The sequence below is a fragment of the Pseudomonas sp. Sample_14 genome (assembly GCF_004307515.1).
GTDB classification, from domain to species: Bacteria; Pseudomonadota; Gammaproteobacteria; order Pseudomonadales; family Pseudomonadaceae; genus Aquipseudomonas; species Aquipseudomonas atacamensis.
In genome coordinates this window covers 63,115-82,405 of the sequence record NZ_RCOC01000067.1, presented here as the reverse complement: position 1 = coordinate 82,405, position 19,291 = coordinate 63,115, and the positions used below count along the sequence as shown (strand labels likewise).

19 protein-coding genes and 1 tRNA gene are annotated in these 19,291 nt (G+C 58.8%); 5 read left to right on the top strand and 15 right to left on the bottom strand.

What is annotated here, in order from left to right; all coding sequences use genetic code 11:
• Positions 1-27: 27 nt before the first annotated feature.
• On the top strand, positions 28-909 hold the full coding sequence (locus D8U61_RS15930; protein ID WP_130927268.1) for a LysR family transcriptional regulator: 882 nt from the start codon (positions 28-30) through the stop codon (positions 907-909).
• A 154-nt stretch (positions 910-1,063) separates the two neighbouring features.
• Here the strand turns inward: D8U61_RS15930 and D8U61_RS15925 are convergent, their stop codons facing one another.
• The 5 genes from D8U61_RS15925 to D8U61_RS15905 all read right to left on the bottom strand — a co-directional run bounded on the left by D8U61_RS15925 (position 1,064) and on the right by D8U61_RS15905 (position 6,384).
• Positions 1,064-2,494: an amidohydrolase family protein gene (locus D8U61_RS15925; protein ID WP_125927056.1), complete on the bottom strand. Its 1,431-nt coding sequence runs from the start codon at positions 2,492-2,494 to the stop codon at positions 1,064-1,066.
• A 40-nt stretch (positions 2,495-2,534) separates the two neighbouring features.
• On the bottom strand, positions 2,535-3,338 hold the full coding sequence (locus tag D8U61_RS15920) for an ABC transporter permease (RefSeq protein WP_125927055.1): 804 nt from the start codon (positions 3,336-3,338) through the stop codon (positions 2,535-2,537).
• A 19-nt stretch (positions 3,339-3,357) separates the two neighbouring features.
• Positions 3,358-4,200, bottom strand: coding sequence for an ABC transporter ATP-binding protein (locus tag D8U61_RS15915; protein ID WP_125927054.1), 843 nt, complete (start codon positions 4,198-4,200; stop codon positions 3,358-3,360).
• A 60-nt stretch (positions 4,201-4,260) separates the two neighbouring features.
• Positions 4,261-5,286: an aromatic ring-hydroxylating dioxygenase subunit alpha gene (locus D8U61_RS15910; RefSeq protein WP_016774747.1), complete on the bottom strand. Its 1,026-nt coding sequence runs from the start codon at positions 5,284-5,286 to the stop codon at positions 4,261-4,263.
• A gap of 75 nt (positions 5,287-5,361) precedes the next feature.
• Positions 5,362-6,384 (bottom strand): ABC transporter substrate-binding protein, encoded by a 1,023-nt coding sequence (locus D8U61_RS15905; protein ID WP_125927052.1) that lies wholly within the window; start codon positions 6,382-6,384, stop codon positions 5,362-5,364.
• Positions 6,385-7,051: 667 nt separating this feature from the next.
• Between D8U61_RS15905 and D8U61_RS15900 the strand changes: the two genes are divergently transcribed.
• A complete protein-coding gene (locus D8U61_RS15900) occupies positions 7,052-7,873 on the top strand; it encodes an outer membrane protein OmpK (RefSeq protein ID WP_125927051.1) in 822 nt (273 codons plus the stop codon).
• A gap of 78 nt (positions 7,874-7,951) precedes the next feature.
• Here D8U61_RS15900 and D8U61_RS15895 read toward each other — a convergent pair whose 3' ends face one another.
• From D8U61_RS15895 to D8U61_RS15850, 10 genes are all read right to left on the bottom strand, one after another.
• Entirely contained in the window at positions 7,952-8,581 is a 630-nt protein-coding gene (locus D8U61_RS15895) for an isochorismatase family cysteine hydrolase (RefSeq protein ID WP_125927050.1), read from the bottom strand.
• An 84-nt stretch (positions 8,582-8,665) separates the two neighbouring features.
• Positions 8,666-9,694, bottom strand: a complete 1,029-nt coding sequence (locus tag D8U61_RS15890; protein ID WP_125927049.1) for a D-cysteine desulfhydrase family protein — start codon at positions 9,692-9,694, stop codon at positions 8,666-8,668.
• Positions 9,695-9,792: 98 nt separating this feature from the next.
• Positions 9,793-10,449, bottom strand: coding sequence for a DsbA family oxidoreductase (locus D8U61_RS15885; protein WP_125927048.1), 657 nt, complete (start codon positions 10,447-10,449; stop codon positions 9,793-9,795).
• Positions 10,446-10,661 (bottom strand): 4-oxalocrotonate tautomerase family protein, encoded by a 216-nt coding sequence (locus D8U61_RS15880; protein WP_016774741.1) that lies wholly within the window; start codon positions 10,659-10,661, stop codon positions 10,446-10,448. Before D8U61_RS15880 ends, D8U61_RS15885 begins: the two co-directional genes overlap by 4 nt.
• 204 nt (positions 10,662-10,865) lie before the next feature.
• The gene (locus D8U61_RS15875) at positions 10,866-11,333 is read right to left on the bottom strand and encodes a hypothetical protein (RefSeq protein ID WP_041480354.1); all 468 of its coding nucleotides are present in this window, start codon (positions 11,331-11,333) and stop codon (positions 10,866-10,868) included.
• A 252-nt stretch (positions 11,334-11,585) separates the two neighbouring features.
• On the bottom strand, positions 11,586-12,377 hold the full coding sequence (locus D8U61_RS15870) for a putative DNA-binding domain-containing protein (RefSeq protein ID WP_130927267.1): 792 nt from the start codon (positions 12,375-12,377) through the stop codon (positions 11,586-11,588).
• Positions 12,370-13,254, bottom strand: coding sequence for a DUF692 domain-containing protein (locus D8U61_RS15865; protein WP_130927266.1), 885 nt, complete (start codon positions 13,252-13,254; stop codon positions 12,370-12,372). Before D8U61_RS15865 ends, D8U61_RS15870 begins: the two co-directional genes overlap by 8 nt.
• Before the next feature lie 110 nt (positions 13,255-13,364).
• On the bottom strand, positions 13,365-13,784 hold the full coding sequence (locus D8U61_RS15860; protein WP_016774739.1) for an organic hydroperoxide resistance protein: 420 nt from the start codon (positions 13,782-13,784) through the stop codon (positions 13,365-13,367).
• A gap of 59 nt (positions 13,785-13,843) precedes the next feature.
• A complete protein-coding gene (locus tag D8U61_RS15855; RefSeq protein ID WP_130927265.1) occupies positions 13,844-14,359 on the bottom strand; it encodes a DoxX family protein in 516 nt (171 codons plus the stop codon).
• Between the two features lie 381 nt (positions 14,360-14,740).
• The gene (locus D8U61_RS15850) at positions 14,741-15,802 is read right to left on the bottom strand and encodes an SDR family oxidoreductase (protein ID WP_130927264.1); all 1,062 of its coding nucleotides are present in this window, start codon (positions 15,800-15,802) and stop codon (positions 14,741-14,743) included.
• Between the two features lie 104 nt (positions 15,803-15,906).
• On the opposite strand from D8U61_RS15850, the gene D8U61_RS15845 reads away from it, so the two are divergent.
• The 3 genes from D8U61_RS15845 (at position 15,907) to D8U61_RS15835 (ending at position 19,109) form a co-directional block, all read left to right on the top strand.
• Complete coding sequence (locus tag D8U61_RS15845) at positions 15,907-16,551, top strand: dTMP kinase (protein WP_130927263.1); 645 nt, start codon at positions 15,907-15,909, stop codon at positions 16,549-16,551.
• Positions 16,552-16,687: 136 nt separating this feature from the next.
• A tRNA-Lys gene (locus D8U61_RS15840) sits at positions 16,688-16,762 on the top strand.
• 25 nt (positions 16,763-16,787) lie between these two features.
• The gene (locus tag D8U61_RS15835) at positions 16,788-19,109 is read left to right on the top strand and encodes a hypothetical protein (RefSeq protein WP_130927262.1); all 2,322 of its coding nucleotides are present in this window, start codon (positions 16,788-16,790) and stop codon (positions 19,107-19,109) included.
• The last annotated feature ends 182 nt before the right edge of the window (positions 19,110-19,291 follow it).

The following is a 19,291-nucleotide window of genomic DNA, read 5'->3' as shown; positions in this document are numbered from 1 at the left end:
TTATTCCCCAAAGAGAACCAATCGTCGATGGATCTGTTCGACAGCATGCATGTCTTTGTCCGCGTCGTGGAGCGCGGGTCTTTCTCGGCGGTCGCCCGTGAACTGAACATTGGGCAGCCGGCGGTAAGTAAACAAGTGCGCGCGCTGGAGCAGTATCTGGGTGGCCCATTGTTCGCACGCAGCACTCGGCATTTGGCCCTGACCGACCAAGGTCAACGCTTCTACGACCACTGCCAGGAAATTCTTGGCCACGTCGAAACTGCCACGCGAAGCTTCACCAGTGGCCAGGAGCAGATCGCCGGCCCTTTACGAGTCGCCGCCCCGGTCAGTTATGGAAGGTTATGCATCGCACCGCTCATAGGGACTTTCCTGCAACGCCATCCTGATGTGCGGATTGACCTGCGGCTGAGTGACCACAATGAAGACCTGCTCAAGGAAAACATCGATCTGGCTATTCGAATTGGCGCGGTGAAGAGCGAGGGATTGGTGGCACTGCCACTGGGCGATAGCCCACGGCGTGTCTATGCCGCGCCCGGTTATCTGGCTCTGCACGGCGTGCCACGTGAGCCCAGCGAACTGTCAGGTCACAACTGCATCGGCTTCACGTTGCTGGAGCATTACGACCGTTGGACCTTTACGCACCTCGGCCAGGCGTTCCATGTAGGTATCCAGGGCAACGTCACCAGCAACAGCAGCGAGGCCATCCGCGAAATGGTGCTCTCCGGCCTGGGTATTTCCCTCTCACCGCAATGGCTGTTCACAGCTGACGTCGAGCAGGGCAGGGTGAGTACCGTACTCGACAACTATCAGACCAGCGCGCTGCCTGTCAGCGCCGTACTCAGCCGCGAGCGACGACGTTCAGCGCGGACGATGGCGTTCATCGATTTTTTACGCGAGCAATTGTTGTAGAAGCGCCTTGTGATACGCCGTCCGCTGCGTTCTTCTCCGGGACCCTAAAACCGTCTGATGACAGTCCCAAGTCGATGACTGCCGTAGTTTTCCATCTACCAGACATTTGATGCGGCCGAGTATTGGCACGGCAGCACGTGCCGGGGAGATCAGCTCATGAGCGTACGCCTGCGGCCTGCTGCAACCGCCGCACCGCGTCCCGGGCCTGGGCGCCGAGTTCGGCCAGGTCGAAGTCAGGCAATTGGTCGTCGTGTACGGTCAACCGGCCACCGACCAGCAAGGCGCGCAAGGTCGGGCGTCCTCCGCCCACCACCGGCCCGATCGCCGGGTCATGCAGGCCGAAGTATCGCGGCTGGTCCAGCCGGTAGATCGCCAGGTCGGCCGCCATGCCCACTTGCACGCTGCCCACGGCGTCCAGCCCCAGCACCCGAGCCCCGCCAGACGTACCCCAGCGCACCACGTCTTCCACCGTGGCCGCGCTGGCACCGCCTTCCTCGTCACCGCCGGCATAACGCGGGCGGGCCCGTTCGCCAAGTCTGGCCCGTTGCATCAGCCAGGCGGCGTGGGTTTCGCTGATCATGTCGCAGGCCTCGTTGGAGGCGGCGCCATCCACGCCAATCGACACCGGCATTCCCGCAGCCTCCATGGCCACCACATCGGCAATGCCACTGCCCAGGCGGCCATTGCTTTGCGGGCAATGCGCAATGCCCGTACCGCTGGCCCCGAGCATGCGGATTTCCTCGGCGTCGAGTTTCACCAAATGCGCGAACCACACGTCCGGCCCCAGCCACTCGTGCTCGGCACAGAACGCCACTGGCGACATGCCGTGGCGTTGCTGCACCTCATTTTGATATTCGACGGTTTCGCTCAGATGGCTGTGCAGGCGAATGCCCAGTCGGCGGGCGACTTGGGCGGTTTCGCGCAGGTGTTCGGCAGGCATGGAGTAGGGCGGGCTGGTGGGCGCCATCACCACCCGCCGCCAGGCATCGGCGGCCGGGTCGTGGTAGCGCCGCACCAGACGCTCGACGTCGTCCAGGTATTGCTCCAGGGTCTCCGGCCCAGCCACGGACTTGCCTTCGGCTTGTCGTGCTTGCGTGGCGCCGCCACGGCAGAGGACAAACCGCAGCCCCAGCCGTTCGGCTTCCTCGAACAGCACCTCGGCACTGTCAAAGTCCATGCCCGGCAAGTACAGGTAATGATGGTCTGCGACGGTGGCGCAGCCGGATCGTGCCAATTCGACCAGGCCAATGCGCGCGGCGAGGCGAAAGCTTTGCTCGTCAAACGCGCCGCGATAGCGATAGGGCACGGCACCCAGCCAGGCTCCCAGACTCTGGTCGATACCTGCGGGAATGCCTTTGAGCAGCGACTGAAACAGGTGATGGTGGGTATTGACCCACGCCGGGTAGACCACGCAATCGGTGGCATCCAGCACTCGCTCGCCGGGCTGGGGTTGCAGGGCGCCGATGGCGCTGATGTGGCCGTCGACGATACGGATATCAGGCCCGGCGTGGCGCGCCGCCGCGCCGGACAAACCGGTGAGGATGGCGCTGGCGTTACGTACCAGCCAGCTATTTTGAATCTTCATGTGAGGCTCCATACGCCGCATCTGCGGCGGATTCAAAGGGTCAGCCGAGTTCGCTTTCATGCCAGTTGCGCAGGCTCAACCGAGCCAGCACGGCCATCAGGCTGAATAACGCGACACCGGTCAAGGCGATCAGCAGCAGAGCAGCGAACAGCCTTGGAATATTCAGTTGAAAGCCGGCCTGGAGGATCTGATACGCCAGCCCTGCACCGGTGCCCCCGGTGCCGGCAACGAACTCCGCCACCACCGCGCCGATCAACGCCAGCCCGCTGGCAATGCGCAGCCCGGCAAAAAAACACGGCAGGGCGCTGGGAATGCGCAGGCGCAACAGCACCTGCCAGCGGCTGGCGCGGTTCAGGCGGAACAGATTGAGCAGGCCGGGGTTGACGCTGCGCAAGCCGAGTACGGTGTTGGCGATGATCGGGAAAATCGCCACCAGGGTCGCGCAAATAATCAACGCCAGCGTGGTGTTGCTGCACCAGATGATGATCAGCGGTGCCACGGCCACCACCGGGGTCACCTGCAACAGGATGGCGTAGGGAAACAGGCTGGCTTCCAGCACGCGGCTCTGCACAAACACAAACGCCGCCAGGGTGCCGATAAGCACCGCCAGGGCAAACGAGAAAAAAGTGATCTTCAAGGTCATCCACAATGCACCGAACAGCATCGGGCCATCGCTGATCAGCGTACGGCCGATATCGACCGGGGAGGGCACCAGATACACCGGCACCTTCCAGGCCACACATGCCAATTGCCACAGACCCAGCAATACCGCGCCGAGCAGCAGCGGCGAGACGATGCGCAACGCCGTGGGGTGACGTAACCAGGGAGTAAAGGACGGGTTCATGAGCGGGCTCTCAATAAAGTCAGCAAGAATCGCCATTGGCCTCGGCCAGCAGCCGGGACAGGCGTGCGCACTGCGCGATAAAGGCCGGGGAGGTGCGGTAGGCCTCGTCTCGTTCCAACGGGCCGTCGATTTCGATGTCGGCGATTACTCGGCCCGGGCGCGCACCCATCACCACCACCCGCGATGACAGGTAGACGGCCTCGAAAATGCTGTGAGTGACGAACACCACGGTCAGGTCGCGGCTAGCCCACAGCTGACGCAGGTCGCTGTCGAGCTTGTTGCGGGTGAACTCATCCAGGGCGCCGAAGGGCTCGTCCATCAGCAGCAGATTGGGCTCGGTGGCCAAGGCCCGGGCGATGGACGCACGCATTTGCATGCCGCCGGACAGTTCCCGCGGGTACACCTGGCTGAAACGGTCCAAGCCGACAAGGGCAAGGGCGGCGTCGACCTTTGGCTGGCTCTGGGTTTTGGGCACATTGGCCAGGTCCAGCGGCAGGCGCACGTTGTCGCTGACCTTCGCCCAAGGCATCAGGGTCGCCTCCTGGAACACCATCGCCAGGCTTTGCCCTTGGGTCGGGCTGGCCGGGCTGTCCTTGCCCCACCAGCGCACATGGCCGGCGGAGGGCTTTTCGAGGCCGGCGAACATTTTCAGCAGGGTGCTCTTGCCGCAGCCCGAAGGGCCGAGCAATGAAACGAACTCGCCGCGCTGAATGGCCAGCTTCACCCGGCTCAAGGCTTGGGTGCCGTTGCTGTAGGTTTTTTCCACCTGATTGGCGAACAGCGGTGTTTGCACGCCGACGCTGTCGCCCCGTGGCAACGCCTGTGGCAGGGCGTTGGCCCCAGTTATGGTTTGCATCAACATAGCGCTCTCCCCTTGGGTCATGAGCGTCCGGTAAAGCCCCGGCACACCGGGGCGCTGACTTCAATGGCTGAGGAACACTTCACTTTCACCATGGGCTTCGAGCAGGCCCAGCAGTTGCCGGCGAATCACCAGGCCAGGCTTGTCCGACGGCATGTGCAGTTCCACTCGCCGGCGAGTATCGACACAGGCGTCGTAATCGGTGGCTTCGAGGATGTCGCGGTCTTCGGCGGTGATCGCTGCGTCCCAGTCGATCAGTTCCTGGGTCGAGCATTGCTCTTCGCTGTCATTGCGGTACAGCCACTGGACCAGCATCAGTCGCCCGTCTTCCATGGGCGTCGCGCAGTTGTAGATGATGTGGTGGATGCCGCTGTCCGGATACATGCAGCCAAAGCGCCGGGAGAACGGCAGGTAATAGCGGTTGATCAGGTGGCGCTGGGTAATCGGCTCGCGAGTGCCGGTGATGCGATAGCTTTCCTCAGGATTGCGGATCGGTACCCGGGTCTCCGCCTCGAAGCCGTAGTCGGTTTCGCGAAACTCGTAGCCGGCCGGCGCGGGCTGGTCGAAAAGGCCGAAGTTGGCTTTGTGGACGAAGGAAAAATGCGAGTTGTCAAAGGAGTTTTCCATGACCCGCAGCGGGCTGGTTTTCCACTCTTCATAAAACTGGAAGATGCGCCGGTAGCCCGGGGCGCCATCCTCGGGAAACTCAGGGATTGGTTGCAGAGGATCGTCGAGGGCAACCCAGGCGTAGCCGTATTTTTCCTGGCAGTGAAAGGCCTGGACCGAGGCGCCCGGCGGAATCATGCCAGCGGGGTTTTGCGGGATCTTCACGCAGGTGCCGGTGCAGTCGTATTCCCAGCCGTGATAGCCGCAGGCGATGTTGCCGTCCTCGCTGACAAAACCTTTCGAGAGCTTGGCGGTGCGGTGGCAGCAACGGTCGCGCATGGCCACCGGGGTGCCGTCGGGGCGCTTCCACAGCACCAGCGCCTCACCGAGTAAAGTGAAGGGCTGCGGGCCGGCATCCAGCGCGGTCATGGGCAGCAGGGCGTACCAGAAACGGCGCAATACAGGTTGTTTGGTGACCAACATAACAAGTGTCCTCACGGTATTCGTTCAGCCGGCTCTTGGGCTCGGGCTCTGGGTTCAGCAGTCTTGCAATCAGGCTCAGCGGCTGGCGGACTGTTCGGCGCCAGGCAGTACCTTCAAGTCCTGCACGAAGCGCGTGGTGTAGGCCTTCTGCCAAGGCGCATCGGCACCGAGCAGGCCGGCGTCGACCATGAAGTTTCGGGTGGCCTGCCAGCGCGCATCGCTCATCACGCCGATGCCTTGGGTGGCGGCATCGCCGCCGGTGACCAGGCGATATTGCTTAAGCGTCGACAAGCCCCAGGCGAGCAATTCATCGCTCATGTTCGGGTTGTCGGCCTTGATCAGGTGGTTGGCGCTCGGGTTGTCGAGGTAGCGCTTCCAGCCCTCCATCGAGGCGCGAACAAAGCGCTGGACTCGATCCGGATGCTGATCGATCACGTCCTGGCGAGTGGCCAGGGTCGAGCCGTAGGGCGGGTAACCGGCGTCGGCAAACAGGAAGAAGTTGGCTTTCTCCCCGGCCTTCAACGCCTGGAACAACTCGGAGCTGGCATAGGCCTGCTGCGTGGTGTTGGCGTTCGCGAGGAAGGGTTGCAGGTTGAAGGTGTAGGGGCGGGCCTGGCTGTCCTTGAGCTGGTATTTTTCCTTGAGCCACGGCCACCACGTTTGCTGGCCGGAGGTGGACACCAGCACCTGTTTGTTCTGCAACGCATCCAGGCCGCTCACATCGGCATGGGTCAGCAGACCCTGAGGATCACCTTGAAAGGGCGCGGCCACGGCCACCACCGGCAGGCCTTGCTCCACACTCTTGAGAATCTGCAAGTCGTAGTTGACGATGAAATCGGCCTGCTTGTTGAGCAGCAGCTGCATGCCATTGACCTGCGGCCCACCCATGCGGATGGTCACGTCCAGGCCTTCTTTTTCATACAGTCCATCCGCCAGGGCCTGGTAGAAACCACCCTGTTCGGCTTGGGCATACCAGGAAGTAAGCAGCACCACCTTGTCATTGGCCAAAGCCAGTGGAGACGCGATCAGGGCGGCGGGCACAAGCGCCATGGCCAGTAGCGAGCGAAGCGGTTGACCCAAGGCAAAGCGAATTTTCATGATGTGTTCTCCACAACGATTCGAAAACCGCCGCGCACCAATCGGCACGCCAGCGAGGGACCGATTGGAGAGAACAAGGGGAGGAGAGAGGGCGTATATGCGTAGTTACACGGCTGACACTTCTCTCTTGCCCGGGGCGCTGGCGCCGCGTTCAAGCATCCAATCGGACGTACGCCCACAGGGAGGGGCGCAAGAGCAATGCCCGGTGCCATTGCTGGCACTGACCGCTTCTACTCGAAAGTGGTAATAGCCAAAAGTGTGCCAAGCCGTCGCAGGCCCGCCCTCACGGGATCCGGCGGGCGAGGCAATCAGCAGGAGGTGGGCAGGCGATTCGCAACGGTGCGAATTCAAATGAGCGCGCCTCAATCTGGTGCGCAACCGATGGCTGCAAAGTATTCAGTTTTACGCATCGATTGTGCTGAATGAGGGTTTAGGATTGTATTCGCTCAGTTGGCACAACCCCTGCTTAGTCCGGAATCGAGTAGAAGCGGTCAGCACAGAGGGCTCTCAACAGGACCCGAGGTGCAGGGCATTGCTCTGGCGGCATTACGCCGCGCACCCGGCAAGGGTCGCCCCTCGTTAATTTGAGGGCCAGAGCAGCTGCTTGATCCGCAGCTCGGGCATGCCTTGCCGGTGATATCCGCCAATCACCTGACAAGGGCAGCCCATGAACGCATCGCGTACTCCATTACTTGCACCTTCACAGCTGCGTCGCAGCCTGGCGCCGCTGTTAGCTCTGGCCAGCGCCGGCGCCGAAGCTGGCCCTCTGTTGTGGAACGACAACAGCTTGAGCTACCTCTACGGCGAGCATTTCAAAGTCGACGGCACTGGCGACGATACTCAGCAAACGCTGAGCTTCGAACACGCCAGCGGCTGGACGTGGGGCGATATTTTCATGTTCGTCGACAACAAATGGTCCAACGGACTCTCGGGTGCCGACGGCCATTCCTACTACGGTGAATTCTCCCCACGGCTGTCGCTGGGCAAAATCAGTGACCGCTCCCTGAGCTATGGCATCGTCAAGGACGTCCTCATCGCCGCCACCTACGAGCGCGGTGAAAACCGCAATCGCAAATACCTGCTGGGTCCCGCTGTCGACCTCGCGCTTCCAGGCTTCGATCGCTTTTCCCTGAATACCTACTACCGCAAACCCGACGGCATCACCGGTAAGGCCTCAGGTCAATGGCAGATCAACCCGACCTGGTCCATGACCCTCCCGGTGGGTCGCTCCGACATTCTTTTCGACGGTTATCTGGAGTGGTACGTCAACGACGTCGGCAACAAAGGCACCTCCAACTATGTGGCGAGGAGCTTTCACTTCAACCCACAAGTCAAATACGACGTGGGCAAGGCGCTGGGGCAACAGCAAAAACGTTTTTATGCGGGACTTGAGTGGGATTACTGGTCGAATAAATACGGGATTGAAGACACGAGCGGATTCTCTACCGACCAGAATGCGCTGAGTCTCTTGCTCAAGATGCATTTTTGACGGGGGCCGATCGCCAATTGCAAAAAGCGGCCTTGACGCACCACCTCGGCAAACTGGCGAAATCGGTGTTCATCGCCGCTACTCCTCCGCTGCCAGCGCCCCAATCAGTTCCTGGGTGGTGACAATTGAGTGAGCGAAAGTCGGCCCGTTCAACTCGTGGGCGGCGTGCATCATTTCCGCCCGGAATGCGGCGGTCGCATCGCGCACCAGCGTGACGTGGTAGCCCAATTCCGAGGCGTAGCGGGCGGTCGCTTCGATGCAGGTGTTGGCGAGCAGACCGACGATGATCACGTGGGTGATGCCTTTCTGCTTCAGGCGAAAATCAAGGTCGGTATTGGCAAAGCCGCTTGAGCCCCAATGTTCCTGCACGACAATGTCGCCGTCCTTCGGCGCGAAATCGGGATGCCATTCGCCGCCCCATTCACCACGTGCGAAGTGGTGCATGTGCATGATTTTGCACTGGGTCGGTGTTGGATGATCCCAGCCTTCGTAGTCGCCATGTTCCCAACGGTGGTGCGGCACGATGACCACCGGAATGTTCTGCGCTCGTACGGCGCGATCGAGGGCTCTCAGGTTGTCGAGCAGCCCGACCTGTTCGGCAATCGGCTTGATCAAGGGAAAGACCTTGCCGTTTTCCGAGAGAAAATCGTTGTACGGATCGACCAGCAGATAAGCGGTGCGGTTCAGCGGATAAGGGGCGTTCGACATGACGATGTACTCCACGCAAGTTGAGTGACCGATGCCGTGGGCTCGCCCGGGCATCAGTTTTTTATGACGACGAAAAAGCTCAAGTCAGTTGAAGGCGCTGCGGTAGGCGAAGAGGCCAGGCAAGCCGCCGGTCATCACAAACAGTAGATTGCTTCCTGCCGGGTAGTCGCCTTGGCGCACGGCAGCGAGCAACCCGGCGAAGGCCTTGCCACCGTAGACCGGATCCGTCAGCAAGCCCTCAACGCCGGCCAGCAGCCGGACCGCTTCGAGCATCGATTCGGTGGGGGCGCCATAGGCGTCGCCACGTTGACTGCCATCCACAGTGATTGCGCTTTCCGCAAGGGTTGCGGACGGGTCCAGGAGCTGCAAGGTTTCCCGAGTTTTGCCCAAGGTCGTCGCCGTGGCCTGCTCCTCTGTGGCCAACACCGAGTAGCCGATAACTTCGGTTGATGATCGAGCGAGTGCCAGACCTGCTTGCAGTCCTGAATGGGTTCCGGCGCTGCCATTAGGGATGATGATCCGCTCGAATTGCACACCGAGCGCGTCTGCCTGGCGGAGGATCTCTCCTGCACAAGCGACGTAGCCCAGACTGCCCCTGGGGCTGGAGCCGCCCAATGGTATGAGGAAGGTTTTTTTGCCTTGGCTTTTGAGCGCGCTGAGCAATTCGCCGGCGTAGCTGTCCGGCGTCAGACCCCGCGGCAGTCGATGAACCTTTGCGCCAAACAGGTCATCGAGCAATACGTTGCCGTTATGACAAAAATCATCATCGCTGCGCACCGCAGACGGGGTCAGGATTAGCTCGCAGGCCAAACCTTGGCGGGCCGCGACGGCGGCGGTCAGCCTGGCGTGATTGGATTGAAAACCGCCCCAGGTAACCAGTGTGTCGGCGCCTTCGGCCAATGCTTCGCCAAGCAGGAATTCAAGTTTGCGCAGTTTGTTACCACCACCGCCAAGGCCCATCAAGTCATCGCGTTTGACGTACAGGTTGCAGCCATGCAGCTCGGCTGCCCGGCTCAGGCGGGACAGCTTCTGAATCGGTGTCGGGCCTTCCAGCAGCGCCACTCGGGGGTAAGCAGCCAGCGCAGTTTCCAGTTGATTCAAGTCGTGAGGCATGACGGTTCACTTGACGTTGATGAAAGGAAGTGGGGCGGTCACTTCACCAAGGCCCCGGCCAAATGGTTAATCACTGGCATTGCAGTTAAGTCGCTTTGTCAAGCCGGGGCGGACTCTCGTGCCACTTGCCTGAGAATTTGTTCGTACTCCTTGACGGATAGCGATCCGGACACCAACTGGCGACCGTTCAGTACCATGGCCGGGACCGAGTTGATCCCGCGTTCAAGGTAAAAGCTCTCAAGTTCACGGACTTCGAGAGCGAACGCCTCGCTGGCCAAAATCTCGCGGGCGCGGGTGGTAGAAAGTCCCGCCTCACCGGCTAGACGCACCAGTGTTTCGTGGTCGCTGGGGTTCTCGCCATTGGTGAAATAAGCCTCGATCAGGATTTTCTTCAGCGCGACCTGGCGGCCTTCCTGCACGGCCCAGAGCAGAAGGCGATGGGCATCGAAGGTGTTGTAGAAATGGCTGCGCTTGTCCAAGTCGAACTGAAAACCGATGGCTTTGCCACGCGCGACGATCATTTCATTGCGCGAGGCGACTTCTTCGGCGCTGCGCCCGTATTTGCGCATCATGTGCTTGATGGCGTGCTCGCCCTCGGCCGGCATGTCCGGGTTCAGTTCGAACGGCTTGAAGGTCAGCTCCACGGCAACCTCGCCGGCAACATTGGCGATGGCTTGTTCCAGCGCTGTGGCGCCGAGTGCGCACCAGGGGCACACGACATCCGACACAAAGTCGATACTGACGGGGAAAGTCATTTCTTCGACTCCGTCAGTTGTTGGCGGTACTCGGTGGTGGTAATTCCGGCATAGCCCCAGTTGTCGGTGTCGACCTCTTCAATAACGATGTGGGTGAGGTGCGGGTCCTTGTTGAGGACGGTTTGCATGGTTTTGGTGATCTCGGCGATGACTTGAGATTTCTGTTCTTTGGTAACGCCGTCGCGAGTGATACGAACGCTGATGAAAGGCATGGGATAAGTCTCCAGTAGGCGCCCCATCGACATGATGAGGGGAGCAGTGGGATGGACTTTAGAGTGTTGCGTTCAGGGGATAAATCAGGGGCGGAGAACATCACTTATAACGCGATGTAATCAATACAACTGGGGGCTTTGCAGAAGGTAAATCGCCCTCCCTGGCTGCAGGCGCGGGGAGGGCGAATGCTACGGCGGGAGGAATCAGTTCTGCGCTTTGCTCATGCGGGTAAATAGCTCGGTGGGTACTTTCTTGCCGTTGGAAATGTACTGGTTGGTTCTGAACTTGTAGACCTCACCTTCTGAAAGAAAACCATCATGGTTGGTGTCCATCGCTTTGAATTCTTCACCGCCCTGAGGTGCTACAGCCAGCAGTTCTTTAAGAGAGACGAGGCCATCATGGTCGGTGTCTGTGCGAGCGAAAGAGTCGTCGCCACATTTGCCTTCACCGCACTTGCCTTCGGCAGTAGCGGACTTGTCGCTGGCTTCGCTGGCCCCGCATTTGCCTTCGCCACACTTGCCTTCGCCGGTTTTATCGGCCGATGCCAGTTGGTAGCCTTGGGGCAATGGCTCAACAGCAAAAGCGGCGGACGATGCCAGGCTCATGCCACCGGCTAAAGCAATTGCGGCCAGGCCAAGACTGGTTTTGTTCGACATTGGTTTACGGTACATAGTGCTTCTCCAGATGCTTTGCGCGGCGAGGCCGCGGTTCATGCCACAGGGCGGATAGACCCTCAAGGAAGTTCGAGGCGAAAGGCACAAGCGTCTTCCACTTCGATACAGCGTCCTTGTTCGGGTAGGCCTATTGAGCGGGAGTCATGTATCGGCGATGTATCGGCGAGCGGAGCATTTGTAAGCCAATCCCAAGACTTAGCGTTTGGGTACATAGAGATACAAAAACCGACCTCAGCCTTTGCTCGTCAGTCAGGACAACAGCTTTAAAACGGGTGTCGCGGCTACGCCGACGGCAGCTTGCGCATGCAGCTGGCGCAGCAGCACCAGTGCGTCAGCAACGAAGCCGGTCACGTCTGTTGCACCAGCCTGCGCAGCCAAAGCTTGCAACTGCGCTCGACCATCCATGTCAGGGAACTGCTCGATCCGCTGCAACAAACGGAACGCGAGAGGGCTGACCTGCGAGAATTGCACTTGGCCACTCGGGGCACGGCTGATCAGCAGCAACGTTGGTTTTTCTGGCGGTTCAGAAGGCAAATGACCGGGCCCGAGACGATGTACGGCCCAGGTGTAAGCCAGCGGCCAGACGAGCGGGGAGAGCCTGAGGGGACGGTCGAGTATATGCGCCGCATCACTGGCCTTTAACGGCGCAGCGTCCAACTGTTGCAGCGCCATTTCCACCCACTCGTAATGAGCCAATTCGGGCAAGAACGGGTACCAGGGGTGTTCGTGATCAGGCGAGTCCTCCAGGCTCGCTACGAAGTCTACAAACTCACGAGCAATTTCTCCGAAGCGTGGCGTTTGCGCGCGGTAATCACGCAAAAAACGTCGTACCAGTGCACGCCAACCGTCATCACCCAGCACGGCAACCAGCACCGGAAACGTCCCACCCAGCAACCCCAACAGATTGTTCAACACCAGGTTGAGATAGACCTGCGCTCTTGCAGGATTCATCTGCGCTGGCGGCGCATAACTGTCCGGGTCACGCAGGTACCGGGTCAGCGCGAGCTGCTGACTGTGCAAACTTGAAGGGGAGTCAGCCATCGACGGTCACCCGCACCAAAGCATTGGCGTCGCGTTGCAAGCGCCTGATGGTGTTCAGCTCAGCCACCAGTTCGTCGTAGGACGGAAAGTTGAAATCGCGCTCCAGCAGGGTTGGCTTCACGCCGAAAAGGTCATAAGCCTGGCCCAGCAATGACCAGACTACCGGTTTGACCGACGCACCATGGGTGTCGATGATCAGGTCATCAGCTTCGTCATAATGGCCAGCCACATGCATGGCGACTACGCGTTCGGGTTCCAGGCCGGCGAGGAAAACCGCTGGATCGAAGCGGTGGTTCACCGAGTTGACGTACACATTGTTAACGTCGAGCAACAGGTCGCAATCGGCCTCGCGGAGCACTGCATTGGTAAAAGTGAGTTCGTCCATGTCCTGATGAGCACCGGCGTAGTAGGAGACGTTTTCTACAGCAAGACGACGACCGAGAATGTCCTGTGCACGACGGATGCGTGCAGCAACGTGATGAACGGCCTCCTCAGTGAATGGCAATGGCAGCAGGTCATATAGATGGCCATCGTCACTGCAATAACTCAGGTGTTCGCTATAGAACGGCACGTTAAAGCGATCAAGAAACCCGCGGACTTGCTCAAGAAAAGGTTCGTCCAGCGGCGCACTGCCACCCAGCGACAGTGACAGGCCATGGCATGACAGCGGATAGCGTTCAGCCAGCAACTGCAAGGCCTCACCATGAGCGCCGCCGATGCCGATCCAGTTCTCTGGAGCAACCTCTAGAAAATCGAAATCCCCGACTGGAGCGTCGCGAAGCGTGTTGAGCAGCGCACGGCGCAACCCGAGCCCGACGGTCGCCCCAAAGGGGAGCTGTGGATCTAAATGCGTTGATGATGAAGTGTTCGTTTGCATGAGCTCAATACTCCGATTCGACGTCTGGAACCCCCGATCCACAGCACCCCACGGTTACCGCTGGCAGCCGGGGGTGTGAATCGGGTGATTGAAACCCGCCACAGTTCTGCTCAAACGAGGTTGATCACCACGTTGATGTTGTTCCGCGTCGCTTTGGAGTACGGGCATGTCTGGTGTGCGGTATCGATCAGCTCTTGAGCGACGTTGCGATCCAGGCCGGGAAGGGAGACGTTGAGGCGAGCCTGGAGGAAATAAGCGCCATCGGTTGTGCCTAGATCCACTTCGGCGTCGACGGCAAGGTCAACCGGGAGGGTGACTTTCAGCTTGCTCGCCGCAAGCCCCATCGCGCCGATAAAACAGGCCGACCAACCAGCGGCGAACAACTGCTCTGGGTTGGTACCGGCGCCAGAAGTGCCAGGCGATGACAGTTTTATATCCAGTCGGCCGTCGTCACTGAGGGCGGTGCCATTGCGACCACCCGAGGAGGTATGGACTTTGCCGGTGTACAGCACTTTATCAATATGGGTCATGATGAAACTCCTGATTACTAGTGGGGTTGAGAGCGATAACCTTGGTGAAGCGATAACACTCAGCGTGCATTCAAACGCTTGAGATACCGACCGATGCATGCATCCAGGCTCAGCTTGCCGGCGCCTGTGAATACCAGTGGCAGAAGTGCGACGAGATAGATCAACGGCAGCTTGAAATTGCCGTAGCCTTTGTTGCTGATGGAGTACCCCATAGCCAGTTCACTCAACGTCGACCACTCTGCTGGCCAGTGAACTGCGGCAGTTGCCACGACGGTGACCACTATGAGGATCAGTGCCGAAAGACGTGTTCCCAGGCCTACAAGCAAAGCGATGGAACAGAGCAGTTCTGCCCACATGGATAATTGCCAATTGAACGTAGCCGGCAGTTGATTGAAGGGAAAAGGAAAGGCCCCTTGAATGCTGGGGAACCAGTTCTCACCGTTCCACTTTTCCCATCCCGCTTCAAAAAACTCCCAGGCCAGAAAAACGCGCAGGCTTAAAGGGGCGATCCAGTCCCCAGCGCGATCGAGATTAAGTTGCAGCCGATTCAAGACCGATAACGCGTTTGTTTGCATGGGGTTAATCCTCCGACTTGTCGTCAAGAAAGTGGAAGCCGTTCAGGTGCTCCCAATGACAGGTGTCAGGCACAGGAGCACTGCGCTGGCCGTGAGCGCAGTTCATCGTGCTGGTGTATCTCGCTTGTGTCTGAGGGGGCGGGAAGATCAATGTTGTGTAACGTGTTTGCGTCCGTACACACTTGGATACAGAGCGATACCTGTCGAAGGCGCTATCTTGGAGTTGGGATAAACGATCGGCTGCGTTCTGCCGGTGAATGGCGGGAGGATTTCGCAGGGCGAATGAACGTCGCAGATGAGGGGAGGGCGAGGGCGTGTAAAGTACTGTTGAATGAGGGGGGGGGGGCACGCCAGGTGCCCACCTTGTCTGTCTGGAACCGCCTAAGGTATCAAGCGCATCTCCCGCAGCCTGTCGAACACGTCGAAAAATGCCTGATCGCTCGCTTGGTAGGCAGTGAAGCCCATCAGGCGGCTTTTCGACATGTCCGTGACCACTTCGATTGGGCGGCCAAGGTCGGCATCGGTATGCCATGGGGAAATCAGACGTCCAATATCGGACTCTTTCAAACCGTGCTCGGCGACTATTTCCGTCCAAACGGCTTGATCGTCCGCCATCTGCTTCTCTAGAGGCGAGGGTGACGCAGGGTAGTCAGCAGCAGGCAGGTCGAAGTATTCGGCAATTCGGCTCCACATCCATTTCCAGCGGAATACATCGCCATTGGTGATATTGAATGCCTGATTTGCCGCAGCCGGCGTGGTGGCCGCCCACAGTTGTTGTTTCGCCAATTGCCGCGCATCGGTCATGTCAGTGAGGCTGTCCCACTGCACCCTGGATCCGGGAAACACAAATGGGCGATTGGTGTGTTTGCAAATCGAGGCATAGACGGCGAGGGTGGTCGCCATGTTCATCGCATTGCCCACGGCTACCCCAGTAACGGTATGCGGGCGATGCACGCTCCAGTTGAAACCGTCCTGTTCAGCAGCGGCGAAGAGTTCGTCTTCCTGAGCGTAATAGAAATTCTCGACATCAAGACGACCCTGTTCTTCGCGAAACGGTGTCTGCGGCAGGCTGCCTTTACCATAGGCTTCGAACGGGCCGAGGTAGTGCTTCAGGCCAGTAACCAGCGCTACGTGGTTGACGCTTTTGGCTGGGCGAATGGCGGCGAGGACGTTGCGTACCATGGCGGCATTGACGCGAATGTTCTCGGCCTCCGTGGCTTGCCGCGACCATGTGGTAATGAACACATGCGTGGGTTTCACATCCCTCAGCGCATGTTCCAGTGAAGCAGGGTCCTGAAGGTCTGCCGCTACGGGGATCACGCCTTGCGCTTGCGACGGATGCCTCGACAGCGCGGCGACTTGCCACTGGTTGTCGATGAGTAACTGGGTGATGGCGCTGCCGACAATGCCGCTGGCGCCCACGACTAGAGCTGTCTGGGTCATAGGTTTCTCCTGGATTTGAGGTTGGGAGTCCGTCCGAGCAACAGAGGTTCAACCTGAAAATCCGTTAGAGTGCTCGCTACTCCCCGTTAAAGCCTGTGAGAAAAATGACTCGTCCGCTGTTTGTCGCTCTGGATGGACCCAAAGGCGTCGGCAAAACCTCGCTGTTGGAGGCCATCACTGAAGTCCTGAGGGCGGACAAGCAAAAAGTCATCCGACTCTGCGAGAAAAAAAGCGACCCGTTCAGGGGCGAGACAATGCACTTGGTGAACCGGCTCGTCCGCCATCCTGACAGGAATCTGGAACTGGACGTTTGCCAACGCCTGGCTGACAGCCGCCGCTGGATTTCCCAGCACGTGCTGACCAAACAGCCTGCCGACAGCATCATCCTGATCGATCGCTGGTACCCGTCCGATGCGGCGTTTCGCCGGATAGTGCCTTTCGCTGAAATCCTGCAGTTGAACATTGACCGCAACGTACAGGTGCCAGACCTGCATGTTGGCGTGGTGACGACGGCGGAGATTTCGTGGGCGAGGGCGGGGGCACGCCGGCGTGGCTTGAGCAGTACTGTGCTACGTGGGCTTGAGGAGCATGTTGCTTGTACCGAGGCGTTTGAGCTGGCCGCTGCCGATCAGGGTTGGTTTTTGTGTCGGAATGAGGGAGTGATCGAGGAGGCGACGGGGCGGGTGGTAGGGGAGATTAATCGGGTGGTGAGCCGTCTACGCGCTCACAGCATCGGTCCGCGACGCTGAGCGGCGAGTACTTGAGCAAATATCGCGGCATTTGACGACTGAGCACACGAGTTCCAGTGATTACGTTCAGGTTCACAAGCGGCAACGTTTTTGATCTTCACAATCGTTCAGCGCTGATGGACAATCCGCGCTCTGTTCCGGGGTAGTTCAGCGGTAGAACACTCGGCTCTTAACCGGGTGGGCGCTGGTTCGAATCCAGCCCCCGGACCCACAACATCGCAGGCGCGGAAGGACTCATGCCCAAGGACGATAGGGAATCGAATGCTAATGCCGGCATAGGTGCCGGCTATGCAGCTTTTCAACTGTCTCGAGCACTCGCTGCACCGGGCCTCGACAATAACGGACAGACGAGCAAGCGCATCGAGCGCTGGCGTAATGTAATCGAGCACATATTGCAGGGGTCCGCGTCGTATGGCTCACGAACGCCATTCGCGGATGTGCCTGAGTGGGTCACGCTGGAAGTCGTCACTGGAGGTATCGCCACTGGGCAGTTCATGGCCGGCGGTGCACTGACCGAGTACGAGCGACAGCTGGCTGCTTCGATTCCAGGTATCCGTCCTGGCTTCGAGCGACTCGATCTCAACACTTGGCACCTTACGGAGGAGGGGATCGAGGTGCTGCAAACGAAGCTGGCGAGCGGGGATTATCGAATCGAGGTGCCAGAAGAAGCTGCACTGCTGACGGTGGCCTGGTTGCTGGGGCAGCAACGTACAGAGAACGCATGGGATCTGGTTGAAGCGATAGCCCCTTTCTTTCAACAGCTACGATTCTTTCCGATGGCTTCTGACGGTTTGCCGCTTTCAACAGCTCAAGTGCAGGTTTTTACTGTCGGTGATGTCAGAGCCATGCTTTCAAATCGCCCGGTACAGGCGCGCGTGGCAGTGCAGAAGCATGTCGTTGAAACTCGTTTACCGCTCTACGACGCGGCGGTGTCGCTTTTCCTTTTAACGTACCAGGATGATTGGCCTTGTCGCCGATACCCTGAGGGCTGGTTTGAGCAGGCGAATATTCTGAAGCGGCAGTTCGATGCTGCTTGCCCCAGCGCTTCAGGTGCAGCTGAAAGCTCAAGGGATCGGGCAGGGAAGTTGTTTGCACTGCTGGGGGTTTGCGCCAGCGATGCGGCGTTGCTTACCGGACGACAAGTCGGACGAATTCGCAGGATCGTCGACGATTTCGTACGCAAGCATGGTCATCCCGAATCCGAATCTCATCAAAAGCACAGAGAGTCTCAACGCAGTCACGTGTCCGCACCCGGTCACCATCTACTTGCTAAAGCGGTTGCCGCACGTCTGAGCATGTATCCCGGTTCGGACGGAGTTTCCGACTTTTCATCTCTGCTGCAACCCGTTACCTGCGAAGAAGCGAGCACATATTCGCTATTAACAGGTAGCGGCATTCCTCCTGATATTTGTCGACGCGTCGAGCGGTGTCGAAAGGGCACAATTGCCGAGTTGATCGATAAGGAATTGATTACATCCGGGGATACTGTGGCGCGGCTGCTGCCAGCGATTACGGCTGAGATCTGCAGCGCAGGATTTCGCGATACGTCGCTGCGGATGCTCTCTGTCGCAACCTATCGCGCCTTTCGACAACGCCGATCATTGTTGCTGTTGGATCTGCAAAGTCAGGTCAGGATGAATGAATTGCCGTGGGTGGCGGCTGTTGAAGACCAGCGAGAAACGGACGCGGTGGTCGCTGAAGCAGCGAAACAGTTCCTGATCGAATCCGCAGCAATGACTCTTTGCGCTTTTCCTCAAGCGATCCTGCCCAACAAACTCATTCAGGAATTTGCTGCGCTTGGTGCGATGGCCAAGCTGGATCTGCCTTTTGTGGAAGAGGTCGCCTCGGACATTTTCATGGGCACTTTCTCGAACAAGTACATAAGATCTGCCAGGCAGGCGGCATCTTTGACAGGTGGCACGCTATACGCCAATTACTACGACATTGATGCAAGCCAATTGGCGATGCTTCCTGAGCAACCGAAATCCAGGCGGAAAAGGTTCTCCAGACCTGACGCTAGTTCCAGGGACGCATTGGCCAGATTGGGCGCTCAGAGGGCTGATGAGCGCTTGGGTACATGGCGGCCGGCGATTAACGGGAAAATCATCGAGCAACAACAGATCCTGACGACGCAAAACCTTGCGCTCTTATTTGGTGAGCTTGGGTTGAAAACGCTGTTGAAGGATCGCTTGGCTTCGATGGCCGAGGAATGCTTCAGATGGATATGCATACGCCAGCAGATGAAGTTGCGGTTTTATCACTCCAGCTTGGTGATGATCAAAAATACGGCGTACGCGTGGCGGCAGATGGTGTTTTATCTAGCGATGCTCGATGAGACAGAAAGGCGATACGCGATTGAACGTATCGAAGCGCATTTCGCGATTCAACCTGGTGGATTTCGTGAAAGGTTCCTGCCGGCGATTAGAGGGTTGCGAGTAGCGGCTTCTGGCACACCGTTGACCGAGGCTCGCCAAGCAAGCGAAGGTGCTCAGGCTTTTATCGGATGGACTATCGAGAGACATTGGTTGTTGAAGCTGCAAACGAATGGCGTTGCTTAGACTGAGAGGTTAGGAGTGGTGGATCTGACATCCAAAGCCTGAGGCCATTCGCATCCATCATTTAACATAATATACATTACACGTAACAAGATGTTACGGGCTTCGCATGGTTGTCGTGATTGCCACGCGTAATCGAAATCCACTGCCACGATAAATATTGCCAAACCTCTACCTCCGGTATT